At 39.7% G+C, this 16,427-nt stretch carries 11 protein-coding genes and 1 pseudogene; 8 read left to right on the top strand and 4 right to left on the bottom strand.

All coding sequences use genetic code 11. The annotated features are described in order from the left end of the window. Positions 1-281 precede the first annotated feature (281 nt). Together IQ276_RS16915 and IQ276_RS16920 are read left to right on the top strand one after the other, a co-directional pair. A complete protein-coding gene (locus IQ276_RS16915) occupies positions 282-1,577 on the top strand; it encodes an AAA family ATPase (protein ID WP_193919986.1) in 1,296 nt (431 codons plus the stop codon). Between the two features lie 5 nt (positions 1,578-1,582). Next, the gene (locus IQ276_RS16920) at positions 1,583-2,224 is read left to right on the top strand and encodes an RloB family protein (RefSeq protein WP_193919988.1); all 642 of its coding nucleotides are present in this window, start codon (positions 1,583-1,585) and stop codon (positions 2,222-2,224) included. Between the two features lie 9 nt (positions 2,225-2,233). Here the strand turns inward: IQ276_RS16920 and IQ276_RS16925 are convergent, their stop codons facing one another. After that, complete coding sequence (locus IQ276_RS16925; protein ID WP_193919990.1) at positions 2,234-3,112, bottom strand: N-acetylmuramoyl-L-alanine amidase; 879 nt, start codon at positions 3,110-3,112, stop codon at positions 2,234-2,236. A 324-nt stretch (positions 3,113-3,436) separates the two neighbouring features. Between IQ276_RS16925 and IQ276_RS16930 the strand changes: the two genes are divergently transcribed. Together IQ276_RS16930 and htpG are read left to right on the top strand one after the other, a co-directional pair. Next, positions 3,437-4,078: a class I SAM-dependent methyltransferase gene (locus IQ276_RS16930; RefSeq protein ID WP_193919992.1), complete on the top strand. Its 642-nt coding sequence runs from the start codon at positions 3,437-3,439 to the stop codon at positions 4,076-4,078. A 317-nt stretch (positions 4,079-4,395) separates the two neighbouring features. Beyond that, positions 4,396-6,387 (top strand): molecular chaperone HtpG, encoded by a 1,992-nt coding sequence (gene htpG, locus IQ276_RS16935; RefSeq protein WP_235115733.1) that lies wholly within the window; start codon positions 4,396-4,398, stop codon positions 6,385-6,387. Between the two features lie 48 nt (positions 6,388-6,435). Here the strand turns inward: htpG and IQ276_RS16940 are convergent, their stop codons facing one another. Next, entirely contained in the window at positions 6,436-6,579 is a 144-nt protein-coding gene (locus tag IQ276_RS16940; RefSeq protein ID WP_235115734.1) for a hypothetical protein, read from the bottom strand. 74 nt (positions 6,580-6,653) lie between these two features. Here IQ276_RS16940 and rpmB point away from each other — a divergent pair, with 74 nt between their 5' ends. Continuing rightward, on the top strand, positions 6,654-6,890 hold the full coding sequence (rpmB, locus tag IQ276_RS16945) for a 50S ribosomal protein L28 (RefSeq protein WP_193925726.1): 237 nt from the start codon (positions 6,654-6,656) through the stop codon (positions 6,888-6,890). 183 nt (positions 6,891-7,073) lie between these two features. Here the strand turns inward: rpmB and IQ276_RS16950 are convergent. Continuing rightward, positions 7,074-7,821: pseudogene (locus IQ276_RS16950) on the bottom strand (Uma2 family endonuclease). A 1,933-nt stretch (positions 7,822-9,754) separates the two neighbouring features. On the opposite strand from IQ276_RS16950, the gene IQ276_RS16955 reads away from it, so the two are divergent. From IQ276_RS16955 to IQ276_RS16965, 3 genes are all read left to right on the top strand, one after another. Further along, a complete protein-coding gene (locus IQ276_RS16955) occupies positions 9,755-10,354 on the top strand; it encodes a helix-turn-helix domain-containing protein (RefSeq protein ID WP_193925635.1) in 600 nt (199 codons plus the stop codon). 144 nt (positions 10,355-10,498) lie between these two features. After that, positions 10,499-13,582: a peptidase domain-containing ABC transporter gene (locus tag IQ276_RS16960; protein ID WP_235115735.1), complete on the top strand. Its 3,084-nt coding sequence runs from the start codon at positions 10,499-10,501 to the stop codon at positions 13,580-13,582. A 375-nt stretch (positions 13,583-13,957) separates the two neighbouring features. Beyond that, positions 13,958-15,505, top strand: a complete 1,548-nt coding sequence (locus IQ276_RS16965; protein ID WP_193925771.1) for a beta-barrel domain-containing protein — start codon at positions 13,958-13,960, stop codon at positions 15,503-15,505. A 44-nt stretch (positions 15,506-15,549) separates the two neighbouring features. Here the strand turns inward: IQ276_RS16965 and IQ276_RS16970 are convergent, their stop codons facing one another. Continuing rightward, a complete protein-coding gene (locus IQ276_RS16970; protein ID WP_235115308.1) occupies positions 15,550-16,404 on the bottom strand; it encodes an IS5 family transposase in 855 nt (284 codons plus the stop codon). Positions 16,405-16,427 lie beyond the last annotated feature (23 nt).

A 16,427-nucleotide genomic window follows, 5' to 3' on the forward strand; every position in this document is an offset into this window, starting at 1 on the left:
ATCGCAGCATTTATCTAAACTTGTTATCTAGCTCTAGCCCTTTAGCTAGAGCTATTTGTTTATTATGCCTGTATGCTTAAAAGAGAAGTCAGAATTCAGAATTCAGAATTCAGAATGCAATCGGTGGGAGATTTAGACTCGCCACTTAAAAGCACCACCAAATTTTAAATTTAGCCAGGGACTTTAACCGATTTATTCATTCACTACTCAGACTCAAATTCATTCTGAATTCTGAATTCTGACTCCTGAATTCTGTTTGATAACTAATTAAGATTACAGTTATGCTTATTGAATTCAGTGTAGAAAATTATCGTTCGATACAGGAAAGGCAAACATTAAGTATGGTGGCATCTGAAGATGAAAAGATGCTAGACACTAATAGTTTTATGATGCCAAATACTGATAACCTACACTTACTGACCAGTGCTGTAATTTATGGACCTAACGCTTCAGGTAAAAGCAATTTGCTGCGGGCTATGCAAACGCTAAGAAGCCTAGTAATTAACTCGGCTACCAGAATGCAACTTGGTGACAATTTACCTATTGAACCATTTCGACTAAATAGCCAATCAGCAAAAAATCCTACTAATTTTGAAGTAATTTTTATTCATAAAGGTACTCGTTATGAATATGGAATTTCTTTAAATCGAGAACGGGTATATGAAGAGTGGTTAATTGCTTACCCAAATGAACACCAACAACATTGGTTTTCTCGTCAATACATACCAGATAATCCCAGATTTCAAACAGATGAAGGATATAAATGGTCTTTTGGCAAAGGATTAAAGGGAGAAAAATTACGTATAAAAAAGTTTGTGCGTTCTAACTCTTTATTTTTATCTCATGCAGCACAAAATAATCATCCTCAGCTAACAGACATATTTGAATGGTTTCAGGATGAAATAAATATTCTCAGTCCAAGTTCTCATGCAATCGAATTTACTCTTAGCATATTTGATGAGGATCATAGTTTTCAAGAAAGAGTTGCTAAATTGCTAAATCAAGCAGATATTGGTATTTCCGGAATTAAAATAGAACAAAAAGCTATACCTGAGGGACTATTATCTTACTTTAACCAATTTATTAAACAGGAAATTGAACAGCTAGAGAGAAACATTATTGATGATATCCAAAAAGTAGATGTAATAACTCTTCATAAAATGAATGATTGCGATCGAGAAATAAAATTCAACATGGATGATGAATCAGATGGGACACAACGTTTATTTGAAATGGCTGGGCTTTGGCTGTATGTATTACAATATGGAACAGTCCTTTTGGTAGATGAATTAGATAGAAGTTTACATTCAGTGCTTTCCAAAGCATTAGTTAAGATGTTTAACGATCCAGAAATTAATAAAAATAATGCTCAGTTAATATTTACAACTCATGACACCATACTTTTAGATGCAGAAATGCTACGGCGAGATCAAGTGTGGTTTACTGAAAAAGAGAAAAGTATGACCAAACTATATTCATTGTCAGACTTTCAACCTCGTGAAGACGAATCACTACAAAAAGGTTATCTACGGGGCAGGTATGGTGGAATTCCTTTTATTAATGGGCTAAGTATCTAACGACTATGCCAAAAGGAAAATCTACTAATGATTTAAGACGACGTTCAGGGAATAAAAAATCTAGAGATAACTTTTTAATTGTAGTGGAAGGACAAGAGACAGAATATAACTATTTTAATGCTTTAAAACAGGACTTAAAGTTATCTACAACAGACATTAGAATAGTTTCTGCTTCCGGTGGTGACCCTCTCAAAATTATAGATAAAACTTGTAGCTTAGTTCAAGAAAATAAACTAGAGTTTGATCGAGTTTTTTGTGTATTTGATGATGATAATAAAATTGAAAAATTTCAGCAGGCACTTTTAAAAGGTAAGAACAATCATGTTGTCTGTATAACATCAATTCCTTGCTTTGAATTTTGGTTTTTACTTCATTATGCCTATACAACGGCTCCTTTTAATAACTATAAGGAATTATGTCCAAAACTAGAGACAGAAATGAGAAAAGCAGGCCTTTTGAAAACAACAGAAATTTATGATAAAAGTGATGTTAAACTTTATCAAAAACTTCAACCAAAAATAGAGAATGCGCTTACTAATACTGTGAAATTAGAACAAGAGCATCCTAATGAAGACGGCTGCACTAACCCATCAACTAAAGTACATATTTTAGTTCAAAACCTCAAAGACCAAAAAGAATTTAAATGACTTGCTAAATTATCTCTGTGTCCGATAAATTGGTCTGACTTGACGGTAAATCTTTAGTAATTCTAAAAATTTATTCCCATCAAAATTTATCGGGTCAACTTTTTTAGCAGAACGGTCTACTAATTTGTGAGTAGTGATGCGATCTTCTGGAACTTGACTTTGAGCAATTAACCAAGCAAGAGAATTATATTGAGCTTCCGTATAGCCGCTATGGGTTTCTTGACTGTTACTGTCATAACTATCTGGTGGTGTTTCTAAAGAAACGTGATAAGCAAAATTATTTACAGACGGGGGCAAATTTGGATTAGTCTGCACAGTTTCCAAACCCTGGAAACCCTCAAATACTGAGTTACCTGCACCAAAAGCTCGCTTGTCTGGCGGTACTAGATAAACCACTGTCCCGTCTAGCTTAATTAAAGCGTGGTAACTTGCTTGCACATTTTCATCAGTATGAGCGACTTGAAAAAAATTAATTGCGCTAGAAGCAGAATAACCAGTTTCATGGAGGACAATAATTGGTTGGTTGTTGAGAGGTTTACCATTAGCGTCTGTGGTGTAACGTTCTCCATAGTTACTTGGGTCAACTGAGACAATTTGATAATTAGGTCTGTATTGTGCAAAAGCTTGAGTGGTTGCGTACCTTGCTACAGGTTGATTAGTCTTGACTGGAGACTTGACAACATCTTGAGATTTCTGCTTTGGTTGTTTGGCTGATTGGAATTGCGCCTGTGGATATTGACTCCAGGCTGTAATCTCTGGTTTTGATGTATTAGATGTAGTTGTATTATTCTGTACTTGTGTTCCTCGTCCAATAAGCAGCACTATAATTAGAGCGGCGAACATCAGCGAAATTAGCATTACTCTAGTCGCCCAGTCTGTAAACCTCATTTTTCTTCTTATACTCGTAAAACGCTCGATATTAACTGATACAGGTAAATTGGCTTGTCTTTGTGTAGGCTAGTATAGCTAGCTGTGCTACCCTACCGCCTATAGTATCCAAAGAAGAATCGCTATGTACCTTAATTTTAGTGAAAAATACGTTACTAGTATATGTTGGAATCCTAAGTAATTGTTATGTAGGCTTCCTCTGTCTATAGAATTATTTAAATACGAGCAAAATCATAGTGCTGTTATTTTCGCTATTTTTTTGGGAATCCTGTAGTTGTATACCCACTGCATTTGTCACTCCACCAGGTTAGGTAGGCATTATTTATGCAACTCATCACCTCCTTAGATATTAGAAATTCCGAATATTTATCAAAAAATCGGCTTATAAGTTACCACCATCAGTTGCGTCTAATTTTTTCACTGGGTAATCAAGTAAAGAATGTTTTGGAAATTGGGATTTTTAATTCGCTGTTAACAGACCTTTTAAAGAACAATGGATATAACGTAGCCACTGCTGATGTTGACCCCAACCTCAAGCCAGACATGATTTTGGATCTGACCACAGATTTTTCGTTGCCAAAAGATAAATTTGATGCGATTGTTTTGTTTCAAGTGTTGGAACACTTTCCTTATGAACAGTCAGAACAAGCCTTGAAAAAACTTGCACAAGCAACAAATAAATTTTTGGTGATTTCAATTCCTTATTGCACTCAATACTTGTCATTGCAAATCAAAACTTCCTTCTCAGGTAGACCAAGGCATTTATTACTCAATGTGCCAAAATTCTGGAGTACAACGCCAGTGTGTGACGAGCATTACTGGGAAATGGGTCTGAAAGGTTATCCCAAGAAGCGCATTTTAAATTCCGTTGCTGAAGCTGGGTTAACTGTCAAACAAGAATTTATCGATCCCACCTATCCATACCATTATTTTTTGGTGTTAGAAAAAAATACTCGCAGTAGTTAGGGAGTGGGGAGTGGGGAGTGGGGAGATGAGGGAGATGAGGGAGATGAGGGAGATGAGGGAGATGGAGGAGAATAAGCACTGGCTCAATGTCCCGCTACCGCTAACAGAATTCAGCAGTCTTGATTGCCTACAAAATTAGGAGTAGGGAAATCCGAATCAGAGAATGGGGGCAAACAATGCTCAAACAAGGAGCGATCGCTTAAGCTATGCTTTTAAAATCCTAATTGGTATCATGCTCTCTTGTATTCTCCGGGTTTATCCCTGAAAGCAGAGGGCGATATCATCATTTCAGATACTAACATCAAAGATTACGAATCATGTTAGAACAAGGCACTATCAGTATTCATACTGAGAATATTTTCCCGATCATTAAGAAGTCGCTCTACTCAGATCACCAAATCTTCTTGCGGGAACTGGTATCCAACGCTGTAGACGCCATCCAAAAACTGAAAATGGTATCCCGCGCTGGAGATTACGCCGGAGACATAGGCGAACCAGAAATCGTAATTGCCATTGACAAAGATAACAAAACCCTCTCCATCTCCGATAACGGTATCGGGATGACCGCCGAAGAAGTTAAGAAATATATCAATCAAGTTGCCTTTTCTAGTGCTGAAGAATTTATTCATAAGTATCAAGGCAAATCCGATCAACCGATTATCGGTCACTTCGGTCTTGGCTTCTACTCTTCGTTCATGGTGGCGCAGAAAGTACAAATTGATACTCTTTCCTACCAAGAAGGAGCGCAAGCGGTTCACTGGAGTTGCGATGGTTCTCCAGCATTCACCTTAGAAGACTCATCCCGGACAACTCGCGGCACTAGTATTACTCTCAGCTTACAAGGAGAAGAAGAAGAATTTCTCGAATCAGCACGGATTAAGAATCTTGTCAAGACCTACTGCGACTTCATGCCAGTACCAATTAAACTGGATGGAGAAGTATTAAATAAGCAAAAAGCACCTTGGCGAGAGTCTCCCAACAACCTGAGTCAAGAAGAATATTTAGAGTTTTACCGCTACCTGTATCCTTTTCAAGAAGAACCACTGTTGTGGGTACATCTCAATACTGACTATCCGTTTATCATCAACGGGATTTTGTATTTTCCCAAAATGAGACCGGATGTAGATGTTACCAAAGGGCAGATCAAGCTGTTTTGCAATCAAGTTTTTGTTAGCGACAACTGCGAAGAAATTATCCCGCAATTTTTGATGCCGATGCGGGGTGTGATTGATAGCAGCGATATTCCCCTGAACGTATCCCGCAGTGCATTGCAAGGCGATCGCACTGTGAAGCGAATTGGTGACTACATCGCCAAAAAAGTCGGCGATCGCCTCAAAGAACTTTTCCGCGACAACCGCGAACAATATACTAGTGTCTGGAAAGACCTCGGCACTTTTGTCAAATTTGGCGCCCTCAACGACGAGAAATTCAAAAAACAAATCGAAGACATCATCATCTTTCGCAGCACCGCCAAGCTAACAGAAAAAGCTGCTGCCGAAACTCCAGCAGTTGAAGTACAATCTGCTGAAGGGGATGCTTGGCAAGATGTCACTCCGACTTCATCCAGTGATGAAAACTCAGCGCCTACCAGCCCTTACACCACGCTGAAAGAATACTTAGAACGGAACAAAGAACGCCACGAAAACCGGGTTTTCTACAGCACCGATGAAGCAACCCAAGCTACATACATACAACTACACAAAAATCAAGGTTTGGAAGTCCTGTTTATGGACTCCTTCATCGATACCCACTTCATTAATTTCTTAGAGCGGGAATATAATGATGTCAAGTTTACGCGGGTAGACTCCGACTTAGATAATACTTTGCTGGAACAAGACAAATCTACGGAAATTGTCGATCCCAAAACCAACAAAACCCGCAGTGAAACCATCAAAGAGTTATTTGAGAAATCCCTCAACAAACCCAAACTCAACATCCGCACCGAAGCCTTAAAATCAGACGATCCCCAAGGAACACCACCGGCGATGGTGCTTTTACCAGAGATTCTGCGCCGCTTGCGGGAAATGAACGCCATGATGATGCAGCAAACAGCAGAGTTTCCCGAAGACCACATTTTGCTGGTGAATACTGCTCATCCGCTGATTCAAAATCTGGCGCATCTGGGCCAAGGTAGTATCATTCAAGGTGATGGTGAATCGCCTACAGATAACTTAGTGAAAATGATTTGCCAACACGTCTACGATTTAGCGCTGATGTCTCAAAAAGGCTTTGACGCTGACGGGATGAAATCTTTTGTAGAGCGATCGAATGAAGTACTTACTAAGCTGACGGAACAAGCTAGTAAGTAGTGCTGAGTGGGGACTGGGGACTGGGGACTGGGGACTGGGGACTGGTTATTAATTCTTATCCCTCACTCCCTCATCTCCCTCATCTCCCTCATCTCCCTCATCTCCCTCATCTCCCTCATCTCCCTCATCTCCCTCATCTCCCTCATCTCCCTCATCTCCCCCACTCCCCACTCCCCACTCCCAACTCCCCATTCCCTCTCCACTTCTGTTATCTAAGTCCTAAAATGGAAAGGCTGTATTAAAATAACAATCTGGAGATAGTTGCTATGTCTCGTCGCTGTGACCTAACTGGTAAGAAGGCAAATAACGCTTTTTCTGTTTCCCACTCCCACCGTCGTACTAAACGCCTTCAGCACGCTAATCTACAAGTCAAGCGTGTTTGGTGGCCAACCGGAAATCGCTGGGTGAAATTAAAGCTGTCTACTAAAGCAATCAAATCCTTAGAAACCAAAGGGTTGGAAGCAATGGCAAAAGAAGCTGGTCTTAACTTGAATCATTACTAATTTACTTGGATTTATAATCTGAGATTTTCGTGATTTGTGGGGTAGCACTGCTGTGCTACCCTAATTTTTTATATTTTGAATGGTGATGGCGGTCTTTGAAGACGCGATAAATTAAACGCGATAAATCAGACGCGATAAATCGCGTCTCTACATGAGGGTTTTAGGTTGATTTGATCTGTATGATTACTGTTGTATCTGTTTTTGTACCCAAAGACGAAAAGCCTTAAGTGTTGCATTTCTGCCTGCTGTTACACTTTGGTTAAGATATTGGGGAATTGCCTCAATTAGTGGGAATAAAGGAAAATTTAGGCTTTGCTGAGACTCTATATAATGCCCGTCTCGCAGAATATTAATTTGCAGCTTTCCTCGTTCAAAACGCCAAAGTTCAGGCACTTTTAGTGCTTGATAAATATTAGGATGAGTGCGAGAAGTAATATCGATTTCTAAAGCTAAATCTGGAGGGGGGTATACTGTTAAATCTAGCCGCCTTTTTCCGCGAATTTTTGATTCATTTTTTATATAGAAACACTGATCGGGTTCTATACCTTGAGCCATTGCTTGATTTTTGAAAGTTGTATAGGACTCATATCTGATTTCTGAACAAGATTTCAGATAAAACCCTAGATAAAACGGGCTTTTCAGTCTCAGTATGTTTTCAGAAATCAAATCGGAGTCCTATAGAACCAAGGCATCTAAACTCAATATCTAATTCTTCCAAAAGCGCTTTGACTAAATCGCTAATAATTTCTTTGTCATATTCATGTTCTGGCAGTGGTGCCATAATCTCTAATGTTCCCCTGTCATAAGCAATTCGGGCTGCACGGTGTTCCCCTAATTCTTCTAGAATTGTTTCCAATTCCTGCCAGGTTACATCTTGGAGTAGCACTCTCTGTCCCGGTGGAACATGGATGCGCTTTAGTTCCAACAACATCATCTCCACTCCCAGTAGCTCAAACTTAAATTTAGCTTACTTCAGTTGGCTAAGGGGATATGACAATTTTTGCTGCTTCATCGCTAAAATTGTCCGATGCTTAGAATACGCAGCAGCATATTGTTGGCGATCGCCTGCTTAAAAAATCTTCGTCAAAATATATGCAGAATCCCGCTTATGCGTATACAAGCGAGATTTCCAGAAAAAAACCTCCAGAATCCCCAGAGGTTTTGGTTCCTGATTTAGTTTCTACTTGTTACTACAAATTGTCCTCAGTCATTTCCTGATAGTGAAGAAAATTATTTTATTTACAGCTTGGCTACTGCTTACCCTTAGCTGTAACCCTGATTTTTCGGTTATAGACAGTGCTTAAAGCCAGATACTACCCTTCTGACAAGAGACATATATAATATTTTTTAAATTAATCACCTCAATCAATAGCTAAAAATTATATTTATCTCCTCCGTACTGCCTGCCCACGCAAATAAGTTCAAACATCAAAGCCGATTAGGGATTACCAAGAAATAAATTATCCAATCTTGTGGGGTGGGCGTCTCGCCCGCCCTATGAACTGGGCGGGCGAGACGCCCACCCCACAATAAATAATTGGATATTTTTTTATTTGGAAGTCCCTTACTATATTTGTAATATTTTGCGCGAACCTAAATTATTTTCATCCTCAAGATAGATATGGATATGCCAAATATAGCAGATAGTAATGTACATACTTTTCTTACTATGGACAGATGTAGACTTGCTAGAAATTTATGAAACTACCGTATTTTTAGTAATCATTTTTTAACAAACAATAAGTTAGATATCCTGTGTGGTTTATTGATAAAAAATTTTAATTTAGACATTATTTTCATAACATAAAATTTAATAAACAAGCAATTGCTTTTTGATAAACATCAATTGTAAAATTCTTATAAATTTATTGTCAAGTTTTTACAAAAATATCTTATTTTTTGTAAAAACTCTTGACTAAATTTGGGATTATTTTTAAATAAATAATAGTGGATGAAAATAAAGATCGAATAACTGTCACTTTTTGTTAAATTTTTATTTGACAAAGGTTCAAATCTATCACTATCTGCTGATGAGAAGGTAGCTAGTTGTAGGATACTGTAAGAAGTAGATTTGCACTCACACCTGACCTTGACTGTTTTTAAGTTTCAATTTACCAAACAAAATTCAACCTCTTATTCGTAATCAAAACTATTAAGAGGTTAACCTCCAAACCTGTATTGCAGAATTTAGTAAAATTATCAAAATAAGGGCTACCCGAAGGCTCGAAAGTGTTTGCCTATTACCATCAACCAGGGGCGAATGGTTTTAACCAATACCATTATTGCACCGGGCTTCAGGAAAGTCTGTCAAATTCTAAGTGTTAACCAGTGAATAGTTTACTGCTTCTAAGTGTTTTACCATTAACTGTGGCAATTTTAGATTTTTGGTTGAAACTGTGCTTTTTGTGAGCCAAATCAATCCAAAATCCAAAATTGTTTGACTGCTGTTTATCAAGGCACATAGCAGCTATGTCTAGGAGCTTATTTTGTCAGGGCTGTTTGCTATTTGCGAACTATCTTGGTTTCGCAAATAGAGAGTACAGTCTGTAAACAATATTTTGCTGAATAGGCATAATAAAAAGTCACCTAATATGCCTCAGACTTTTGAAGTTATTTTTATTCCAAGTGAAGACCATTAACGTCTAATTTTGAGTATTAAAATCTGAGCGAAAACAACAAAAGCTTCCTATTTTTTCCAAGAGATAGGGAGTGATAGATAGCGTTAATTACACACCGAAACAATATTTAATCAATTTTCTAGGACTAATTGATTTTGCAGTTTTTATCCTTTTTTCAGGGTTTAAAAACAGTTGCAAAAGATAAATTTGCCCACATTTGATAGTTGACGGCAACTGGTAAGAACTATGTCAGAATATTCCGGTCAAGACAAGGCTTTTGAGAGCTATGACATGCACGAAAGCAAGTTTCTAACGCCTTTTCAGCGGAAAGCACTGCTGAAAAATTTGCAAGCTAATTTACAGTCAGAATATCGTCGGCGGATTGAAATTATGTTGCTGGCGGATATGGGTAAATCTCAAAGCCAAATTTGTGAAATTTTAGGTTGTTCCCAGGAAATGGCGCGGTACTGGATTGGGATAGCAGAGGCGGGTATGGCGCACAAATGGAATGAGCGCCCCATAGGTAGACCGAAGACTGTTAACGATCGCTATATTGAACGTTTGAAAGAATTAGTCAGTAATAGTCCCCGTGAATATGGCTATGGATTTAGTTCTTGGACAGCCCAATGGTTGAGCAAACATCTAGCAAATGAATTTGGCATTGCAATTACCGATCGCCATATTAATCGTTTACTAAAACAAATGGGGCTTTCCACTAAACGTAAAAACATTCAGCCACAAGAAACTGACCAAAATAAGGATGCTGGTATTACAATCTCCGATTTGCAATCTAACTCCGAAGCTAGTATGCATTGGTCTTTTAATCTAATTCAGACTAATAACTAAAGTGTCATTTGTCATTTGTCCAAAAGACGCGATAAATCGCGTCTCTACATGAGGGTTTTGTTGATCATTCTCAACTGTATTGCCCAATGCCCCATGCCCCATGCCCCATGCCCAATGCCCAAATACAGTTTTGGAGGTTAGAAAATGCCATCAGCGTTTTCTCGGCAATATTTAGCTGAACAACTCACTCAAATCTTGGGTGAATCGCTGTCAAGTGAAGAACTTAATAAATGCCTCAGGGCGCTGGAAATTGTCGAACCACCGATAGCAAAGCAGTTTTGGGAAGCAACTACAGCCGAGCCAGGAATTTATATCATTCTGAGTGGTAAAGTCAGACTGCTGAATAGCTCTAATAACTTAATTACTACGCTTTTTTCTGGAGCATCATTTGGGGAGTTGACTTTATTCCCAGAACATAAATTCAGTGCTTATGTTGCTAGAGCTTCGGTAAATTTAAAGCTTGGTTATATCAAACAAAAGATTTTAGAAGAGGTAATTTCTACATCGCCTAGCATCGGCGATCGCCTTTTAAAACGTGCAGATTTTTGGGATTTGCTACTGTTATGTTGCCAGAATTCTTTAATTGCTCTGAATGGCTCTGTAGAGGAGATATTTAAAGCATTATCCCTATTTCATCGTCACAGTTTAGAGAGTGGTTCTCTGATTGCTAACCTCACGAAAGATAATGACCTGTGGTTATTCCATCGGGGAGAAATACTAGATTCTAGTGGGCGAAGATTGACACCTGGAAAAATTTACCTAAATCCAAAACATGGAAGTTGGCAAGTAGCCCAATCAAGCATCGCTTACAGTTTGAGCAACGCTGATTGGCAAATAGCATTACAACATTGGCCACAATTAGCAGAGTTAACAGATTTTCAAGAACGTCAAGTTGAGGCGGGGAGTAAGGATTTTGTAGAGACGCGATTCATCGCGTCTTCAGGGAGTGGGGAAAGTTCTTCCCAATCCCCAATGCCCAATCCCCAATCCCCAATGCCCAGCGTTAAGCAAAATAGACAACGAGCTTACTTTCCTAGCCCAAGGGTGAGGGCTGGGCATTTGTTAGGACGTTTGACTAAACGGTATCCGTTCTTTGAACAACAAAGCGCCTCAGACTGTGGTGCATCTTGCTTGGTAATGATTAGTCGCTATTGGGGTAAGCGGTTTAATGTCAACCGCCTACGGGATTTAACTAACATCACCCGCGGTGGGGCATCAATGCGGGGTTTGACAGCAGCAGCGGAAAGTATCGGCTTTGCTACCCGTCCGGTAAAAGCTAGCTTAGATAAATTAGCACAACAACCTCTACCAGCGATCGCTCACTGGGAAGGTAAGCACTATGTTGTTGTCTATGAAATTAGTAAAAAGCGTGTGATTATTGGCGACCCCGCTATTGGTCAACGTACCCTTACTCCTGGCGAATTTAAAAGGAGTTGGACTGGTTATGCTTTGTTATTACAACCCACAGATTTACTCAGAGAAACCGACGAAGCAATTACACCATTTTGGCAGTTTTTTGATTTAGTCAAACCTCACTCCCAAGTATTAATAGAAGTGTTTATCGCTTCGGTGTTAATTCAATTACTTGGACTTGTTACACCTTTATTTACTCAGTTAATCTTAGACCGAGTGATTGTCCAGGGTAGTACCTTAACTTTAAATGCCGTTGGTTTAGGATTACTAATTTTTAGTTTTTTTCGCGTTGCTATTACTGGACTGCGGCAATATCTACTAGATCACACAGCAAATCGCTTGGGACTATCACTGATGGTAGGTTTTATCAAACATACTTTTCGGTTGCCCTTAGCTTTTTTTGAGTCGCGTTATGTTGGCGATATTGTCTCTCGTGTCCAAGAAAATCAAAAAATTCAGCGGTTTCTAACTGGGGAAGCACTTTCTATCGGTTTAGATTTGCTGACAGTATTTATCTATGTGGGATTGATGTTTTGGTATAGTTGGCAAATGGCATTATTATGCTTGGCAATTATACCGCCGTTTGTGTTATTAGCGCTCATAGCTACACCTTTCTTGCGCCGCATCAGCCGCGAAGTTTTTAATGCTTCAGCCCAAGAAAACAGTTATTTAATTCAATCTCTCACTGGTATTCGCTCAGTTCGCTCGATGGCAATTGAGCAAACAGTACGCTGGCGTTGGGAAGAACTGCTGAATAATGTCATTAAAAAGACTTTTAGCGGTCAGATAATTGGTAATCAACTGCAAATTTTCAGTTCCGGTATCGAAGCTATGGTGACCACAGGATTACTTTGGTTTGGCGCATGGCAAGTAATTCAAAATCAACTGACTATTGGACAATTAGTGGCATTTAATATGTTGTTAGGCAACATCATTAGGCCGTTCCAAAGGCTCGTTGTGCTGTGGAATCAATTACAAGAAGTGATTATTTCCACAGAGCGGATTAATGATGTCTTGGAAGCAGAACCAGAGGAAGATTTACAATCTCAACCCCGCCAGACTTTAAGTAATTTACGTGGTCATGTCATCTTTGACAATGTGACTTTTCGCTATCATCCAGAAAGCGATATTAACGTATTAGAAAATCTCAATTTTGAAATCAAACCTGAGCAAACTATTGCAGTTGTAGGGCGTAGCGGTTCTGGGAAAACGACTCTCTCAAAACTGATTTTGGGACTCTATCCTCCGACAGATGGTAAAGTGCTGATTGATGCTCAAGATGTAACTAATATTTCCCTGCGATCGCTGCGTTCTCAAATTGGTGTTGTTGACCAAGATACATTTTTGTTTGGCGGTACAATTCGGGAAAATATCAGCATTGCTCATCCAGAAGCTTCCCAAGAAGAAGTAATTGAAGCAGCACGTTTGGCAGGAGCAGATGAATTTATTCAGCAAATGCCAATGGGCTACGAAACCCAAATTGGTGAAAGTGGGGGTATGTTATCTGGTGGACAACGCCAACGGCTGGCGATCGCTCGTGCTTTGCTAGGAAATCCGTCTTTCTTAGTATTCGATGAAGCAACAAGTCACTTAGATGCTCAATCTGAACGGATTATTCAGAACAACCTCAAAAAAATTCTCCAAGGACGCACAAGTTTAATTATTGCTCATCGTCTTTCTACGGTGCGTCATGCTGACCTGATTTTAGTTTTAGACAGGGGAATTCTAGTCGAAAGCGGTACTCACGATCAACTAATTGCCAAAAAAGGTCATTATTTCTATCTCAACCAGCAACAACTAGCGCAAACAGCTTAAAAGGAAATTGGCATTGGGCATTGGGCATTGAAGATTGAGACACAAGGAGAATTAGAGACTCGTTCATTTCTCTCAAAGGCTCATTAATGGAGTTCAAAGCCTCATTAATGCAGTTCAAAGACTCATTAATGCAGTTCAAACACTCATTAACGGAGTTTAAAGCCTCATTAATGCAGTTCAAAGACTCATTAATGCAGTTCAAACACTCATTAATGGAGTTCAAAGCCTCATTAATGGAGTTCAAAGACTCATTAATGCAGTTCAAACACTCATTAATGGAGTTCAAAGCCTCATTAATGCAGTTCAGAACCTCAATCCCAATGCCCCATGCCCAATGCCCAATGCCCCATGCCCCATGCCCCATCCCCAATTCTTATGCCAAACCCATCTAATAATTCATCATCCGCGTTCGCCCTAGAAAAGGACGCTAAATTTTACTTACCTGAGGACACAAGTACCGTTGTCAATCCTCAAGCACAGGAAACATCCGAGACAAATGATTGGTTTTACGGTACTGAGGAACTGTTAGATGCCTTACCAAGAATTTGGACGCGCTCACTGTTGTATTTACTGATTGGCTTTGCTGCGATCGTTATACCTTGGGCGATGCTTTCTAAAGTTGATGAGACAGGAAGTGCTAGAGGACGGATGGAACCTGAAGGAGCAACGCAAAAATTGGATAGTCCTGTTAGTGGTACTATCACGGCTGTCAATGTTAAGGAAGGCACAACGGTAAAAGCAGGACAGGTTTTAGTTCAACTGGAGTCTGATGTGCTGCGATCGGAATTGCAACAGGTACAGACAAAACTAGAAGGTTTATTAAATCGGCGATCGCAACTCGATCTCCTGAAAAACCAAATTCTACTGACAATTAACGTCCAAGAGCAACAAAATAAATCCCAAGAATTGGAAAAAATCGCCCAAATTAGTCAAGCACAGCAAAACCTTGATGCTAAACAAAGTACCTATAACTTACAACGACTGGAAAAACTGGCTCTAGTAGAACAGGCTAGTCAAAATATCAGTTCTACCCAAATTGCCCAGAAATTAGCTCAGAGTCGTTTAAGCCGAGATTTTACCGAAGTTGGACGTTATCGGCAACTTTTGCAAGAGGGGGCGATTCCCCAAACCAAACTTGTGGAACTCGAAAAGACAGCAGAAGAAAGCCAACGCCAGCAAGAACAAGCAAAATCTGATATCACCCAAGCCCAGTTACGGTTAAAAGAAGAACTCAACCGCTATCACTCGCTAATGAGTCAAGCTTATTCAGATATTCAACTTTTGAAACTTCGCCTGCAAGAACAGCAAAGCGGCTATCGCAGTCTAGTGCAAGCAGGTAAACTGGCGGTGCTGAAAAATCAGGAACAGTTGAAAGACTTACAAAGCCAAACTACTAACCTGCAATCGGAAATTGCCCAAACTGTAAGCCAGATTACATCCTTCAAACTACAGTTACAACAAAGAATAGTGCGATCGCCTGTTGATGGTGTAATTTTTGAATTGCCTATCAAAAAACCAGGCTCAGTAGTAGAACCGGGACAGTTAATCGCCCAAATTGCACCCAAGAATACTTCCTTGATTCTCAAGGCGCAGATACCTAACGAACAAAGTGGTTTTTTGAAGGTGGGAATGCCAGTTAAAGTTAAATTTGATGCCTTTCCCTTCCAAGACTATGGGGTAGTGCAAGGGCGCGTCAACTGGATTTCACCTGATTCAAAAATTCAGACAAGCGATCGAGGTAACGTCGAAACCTATGAGTTAGAAATCTCCCTAGCACAGCCTTATATCCAAACTGCCAACAGACGCATTCCCATAACACCAGGCCAAACAGCAACCGCAGAGGTGGTTATCCGGCAACGTCGGGTGATGGATTTTATCTTAGATCCATTTAAAAAGCTGCAACAAGGTGGTTTAGAGCTTTAAGAATTAATCAATTTACAGCAATAGATATAGAACCCATTTGACATCTAAGAAGGTGCTGCAAGCCTCTTAATCATTAGCCTGATGAAGCAGATATTGAGTTTGGCAGTGGCACTAACCAGGGTTCGTTCAAAGTTCTTAACCAGAATTTTACAGCGCTCCATCCAAGCATTGGAGCGTTCGATCACCCATCTAGCTATTGCCGGAACAAATCCAGATTTTCCTTGTGCCGCTTTCTCTTGTTTTGAGGGTTTCGTAGAAAGTTGAAACTGAATTTTGGTCATGATCTCTGGGTAAATTCGCTCTAACTCCTGAGTCAAATATTCTGGGTGATACCCATGATCTAGCAGGATAGTAATCTTGGGAATATCGATAGGTTTTGACTTGAAGTAGTCGATGTTGAGAGTAAACATCTCAATTAATCCGGCATCATCCGAGACATTGGCGCGAGTACAGAGCGTAAAAAAGGGAAACCCAAGGGTGTCAATAGCCAAATGCCTTTTAATACCGTTGGTGGCTTTGTAGAAGCAAAAACCTTTCGACTCCACACTGGCGTTGCAGGTATTTTTCACTGCTTGGGAGTCAATGATGATCAATGTCGTCCAGTGCGGTTTTTTTTTTACCTGTTCACGCACTTGTCCATGTAAGACACTCATCAGTTCCTCAAATACCCCGGCTGCTCGCCACTGTTTGTAGTGCCAATATACAGTGGAATAAGGGGGGAGGTCTTTAGGTAAGTCTTGCCAATTGCATCCATTTTTTAGTTGATAGAGAATTCCATTGAAGATATCTCGCTTTGGCCAGTTGGTCGGTCGAGTCTGCTTCTTAGTCGGTAATATCTCTTGCAATAAGGGTTCAAAAATTTCCCATTCTGCATCAGTGAGGTTGCTGGAATACGCCATTAGTATTGGATTTTAGATGCTGA

Origin of the sequence: Desmonostoc muscorum LEGE 12446, from assembly GCF_015207005.2 — a bacterium.
GTDB lineage: Bacteria > Cyanobacteriota > Cyanobacteriia > Cyanobacteriales > Nostocaceae > Nostoc > Nostoc muscorum.

What these genes read in the sequence shown, in the direction of transcription:
- IQ276_RS16915 (WP_193919986.1), top strand. Translation starts at nt 282, where the DNA reads ATGCTTATTGAATTCAGTGTAGAAAATTATCGTTCGATACAGGAAAGG.
- IQ276_RS16920 (WP_193919988.1), top strand. Translation starts at nt 1,583, where the DNA reads ATGCCAAAAGGAAAATCTACTAATGATTTAAGACGACGTTCAGGGAAT.
- IQ276_RS16925 (WP_193919990.1), bottom strand. Translation starts at nt 3,112, where the DNA reads ATGAGGTTTACAGACTGGGCGACTAGAGTAATGCTAATTTCGCTGATG.
- IQ276_RS16930 (WP_193919992.1), top strand. Translation starts at nt 3,437, where the DNA reads ATGCAACTCATCACCTCCTTAGATATTAGAAATTCCGAATATTTATCA.
- htpG (WP_235115733.1), top strand. Translation starts at nt 4,396, where the DNA reads ATGTTAGAACAAGGCACTATCAGTATTCATACTGAGAATATTTTCCCG.
- IQ276_RS16940 (WP_235115734.1), bottom strand. Translation starts at nt 6,579, where the DNA reads ATGGGGAGTTGGGAGTGGGGAGTGGGGAGTGGGGGAGATGAGGGAGAT.
- rpmB (WP_193925726.1), top strand. Translation starts at nt 6,654, where the DNA reads ATGTCTCGTCGCTGTGACCTAACTGGTAAGAAGGCAAATAACGCTTTT.
- IQ276_RS16955 (WP_193925635.1), top strand. Translation starts at nt 9,755, where the DNA reads ATGTCAGAATATTCCGGTCAAGACAAGGCTTTTGAGAGCTATGACATG.
- IQ276_RS16960 (WP_235115735.1), top strand. Translation starts at nt 10,499, where the DNA reads ATGCCATCAGCGTTTTCTCGGCAATATTTAGCTGAACAACTCACTCAA.
- IQ276_RS16965 (WP_193925771.1), top strand. Translation starts at nt 13,958, where the DNA reads ATGCCAAACCCATCTAATAATTCATCATCCGCGTTCGCCCTAGAAAAG.
- IQ276_RS16970 (WP_235115308.1), bottom strand. Translation starts at nt 16,404, where the DNA reads ATGGCGTATTCCAGCAACCTCACTGATGCAGAATGGGAAATTTTTGAA.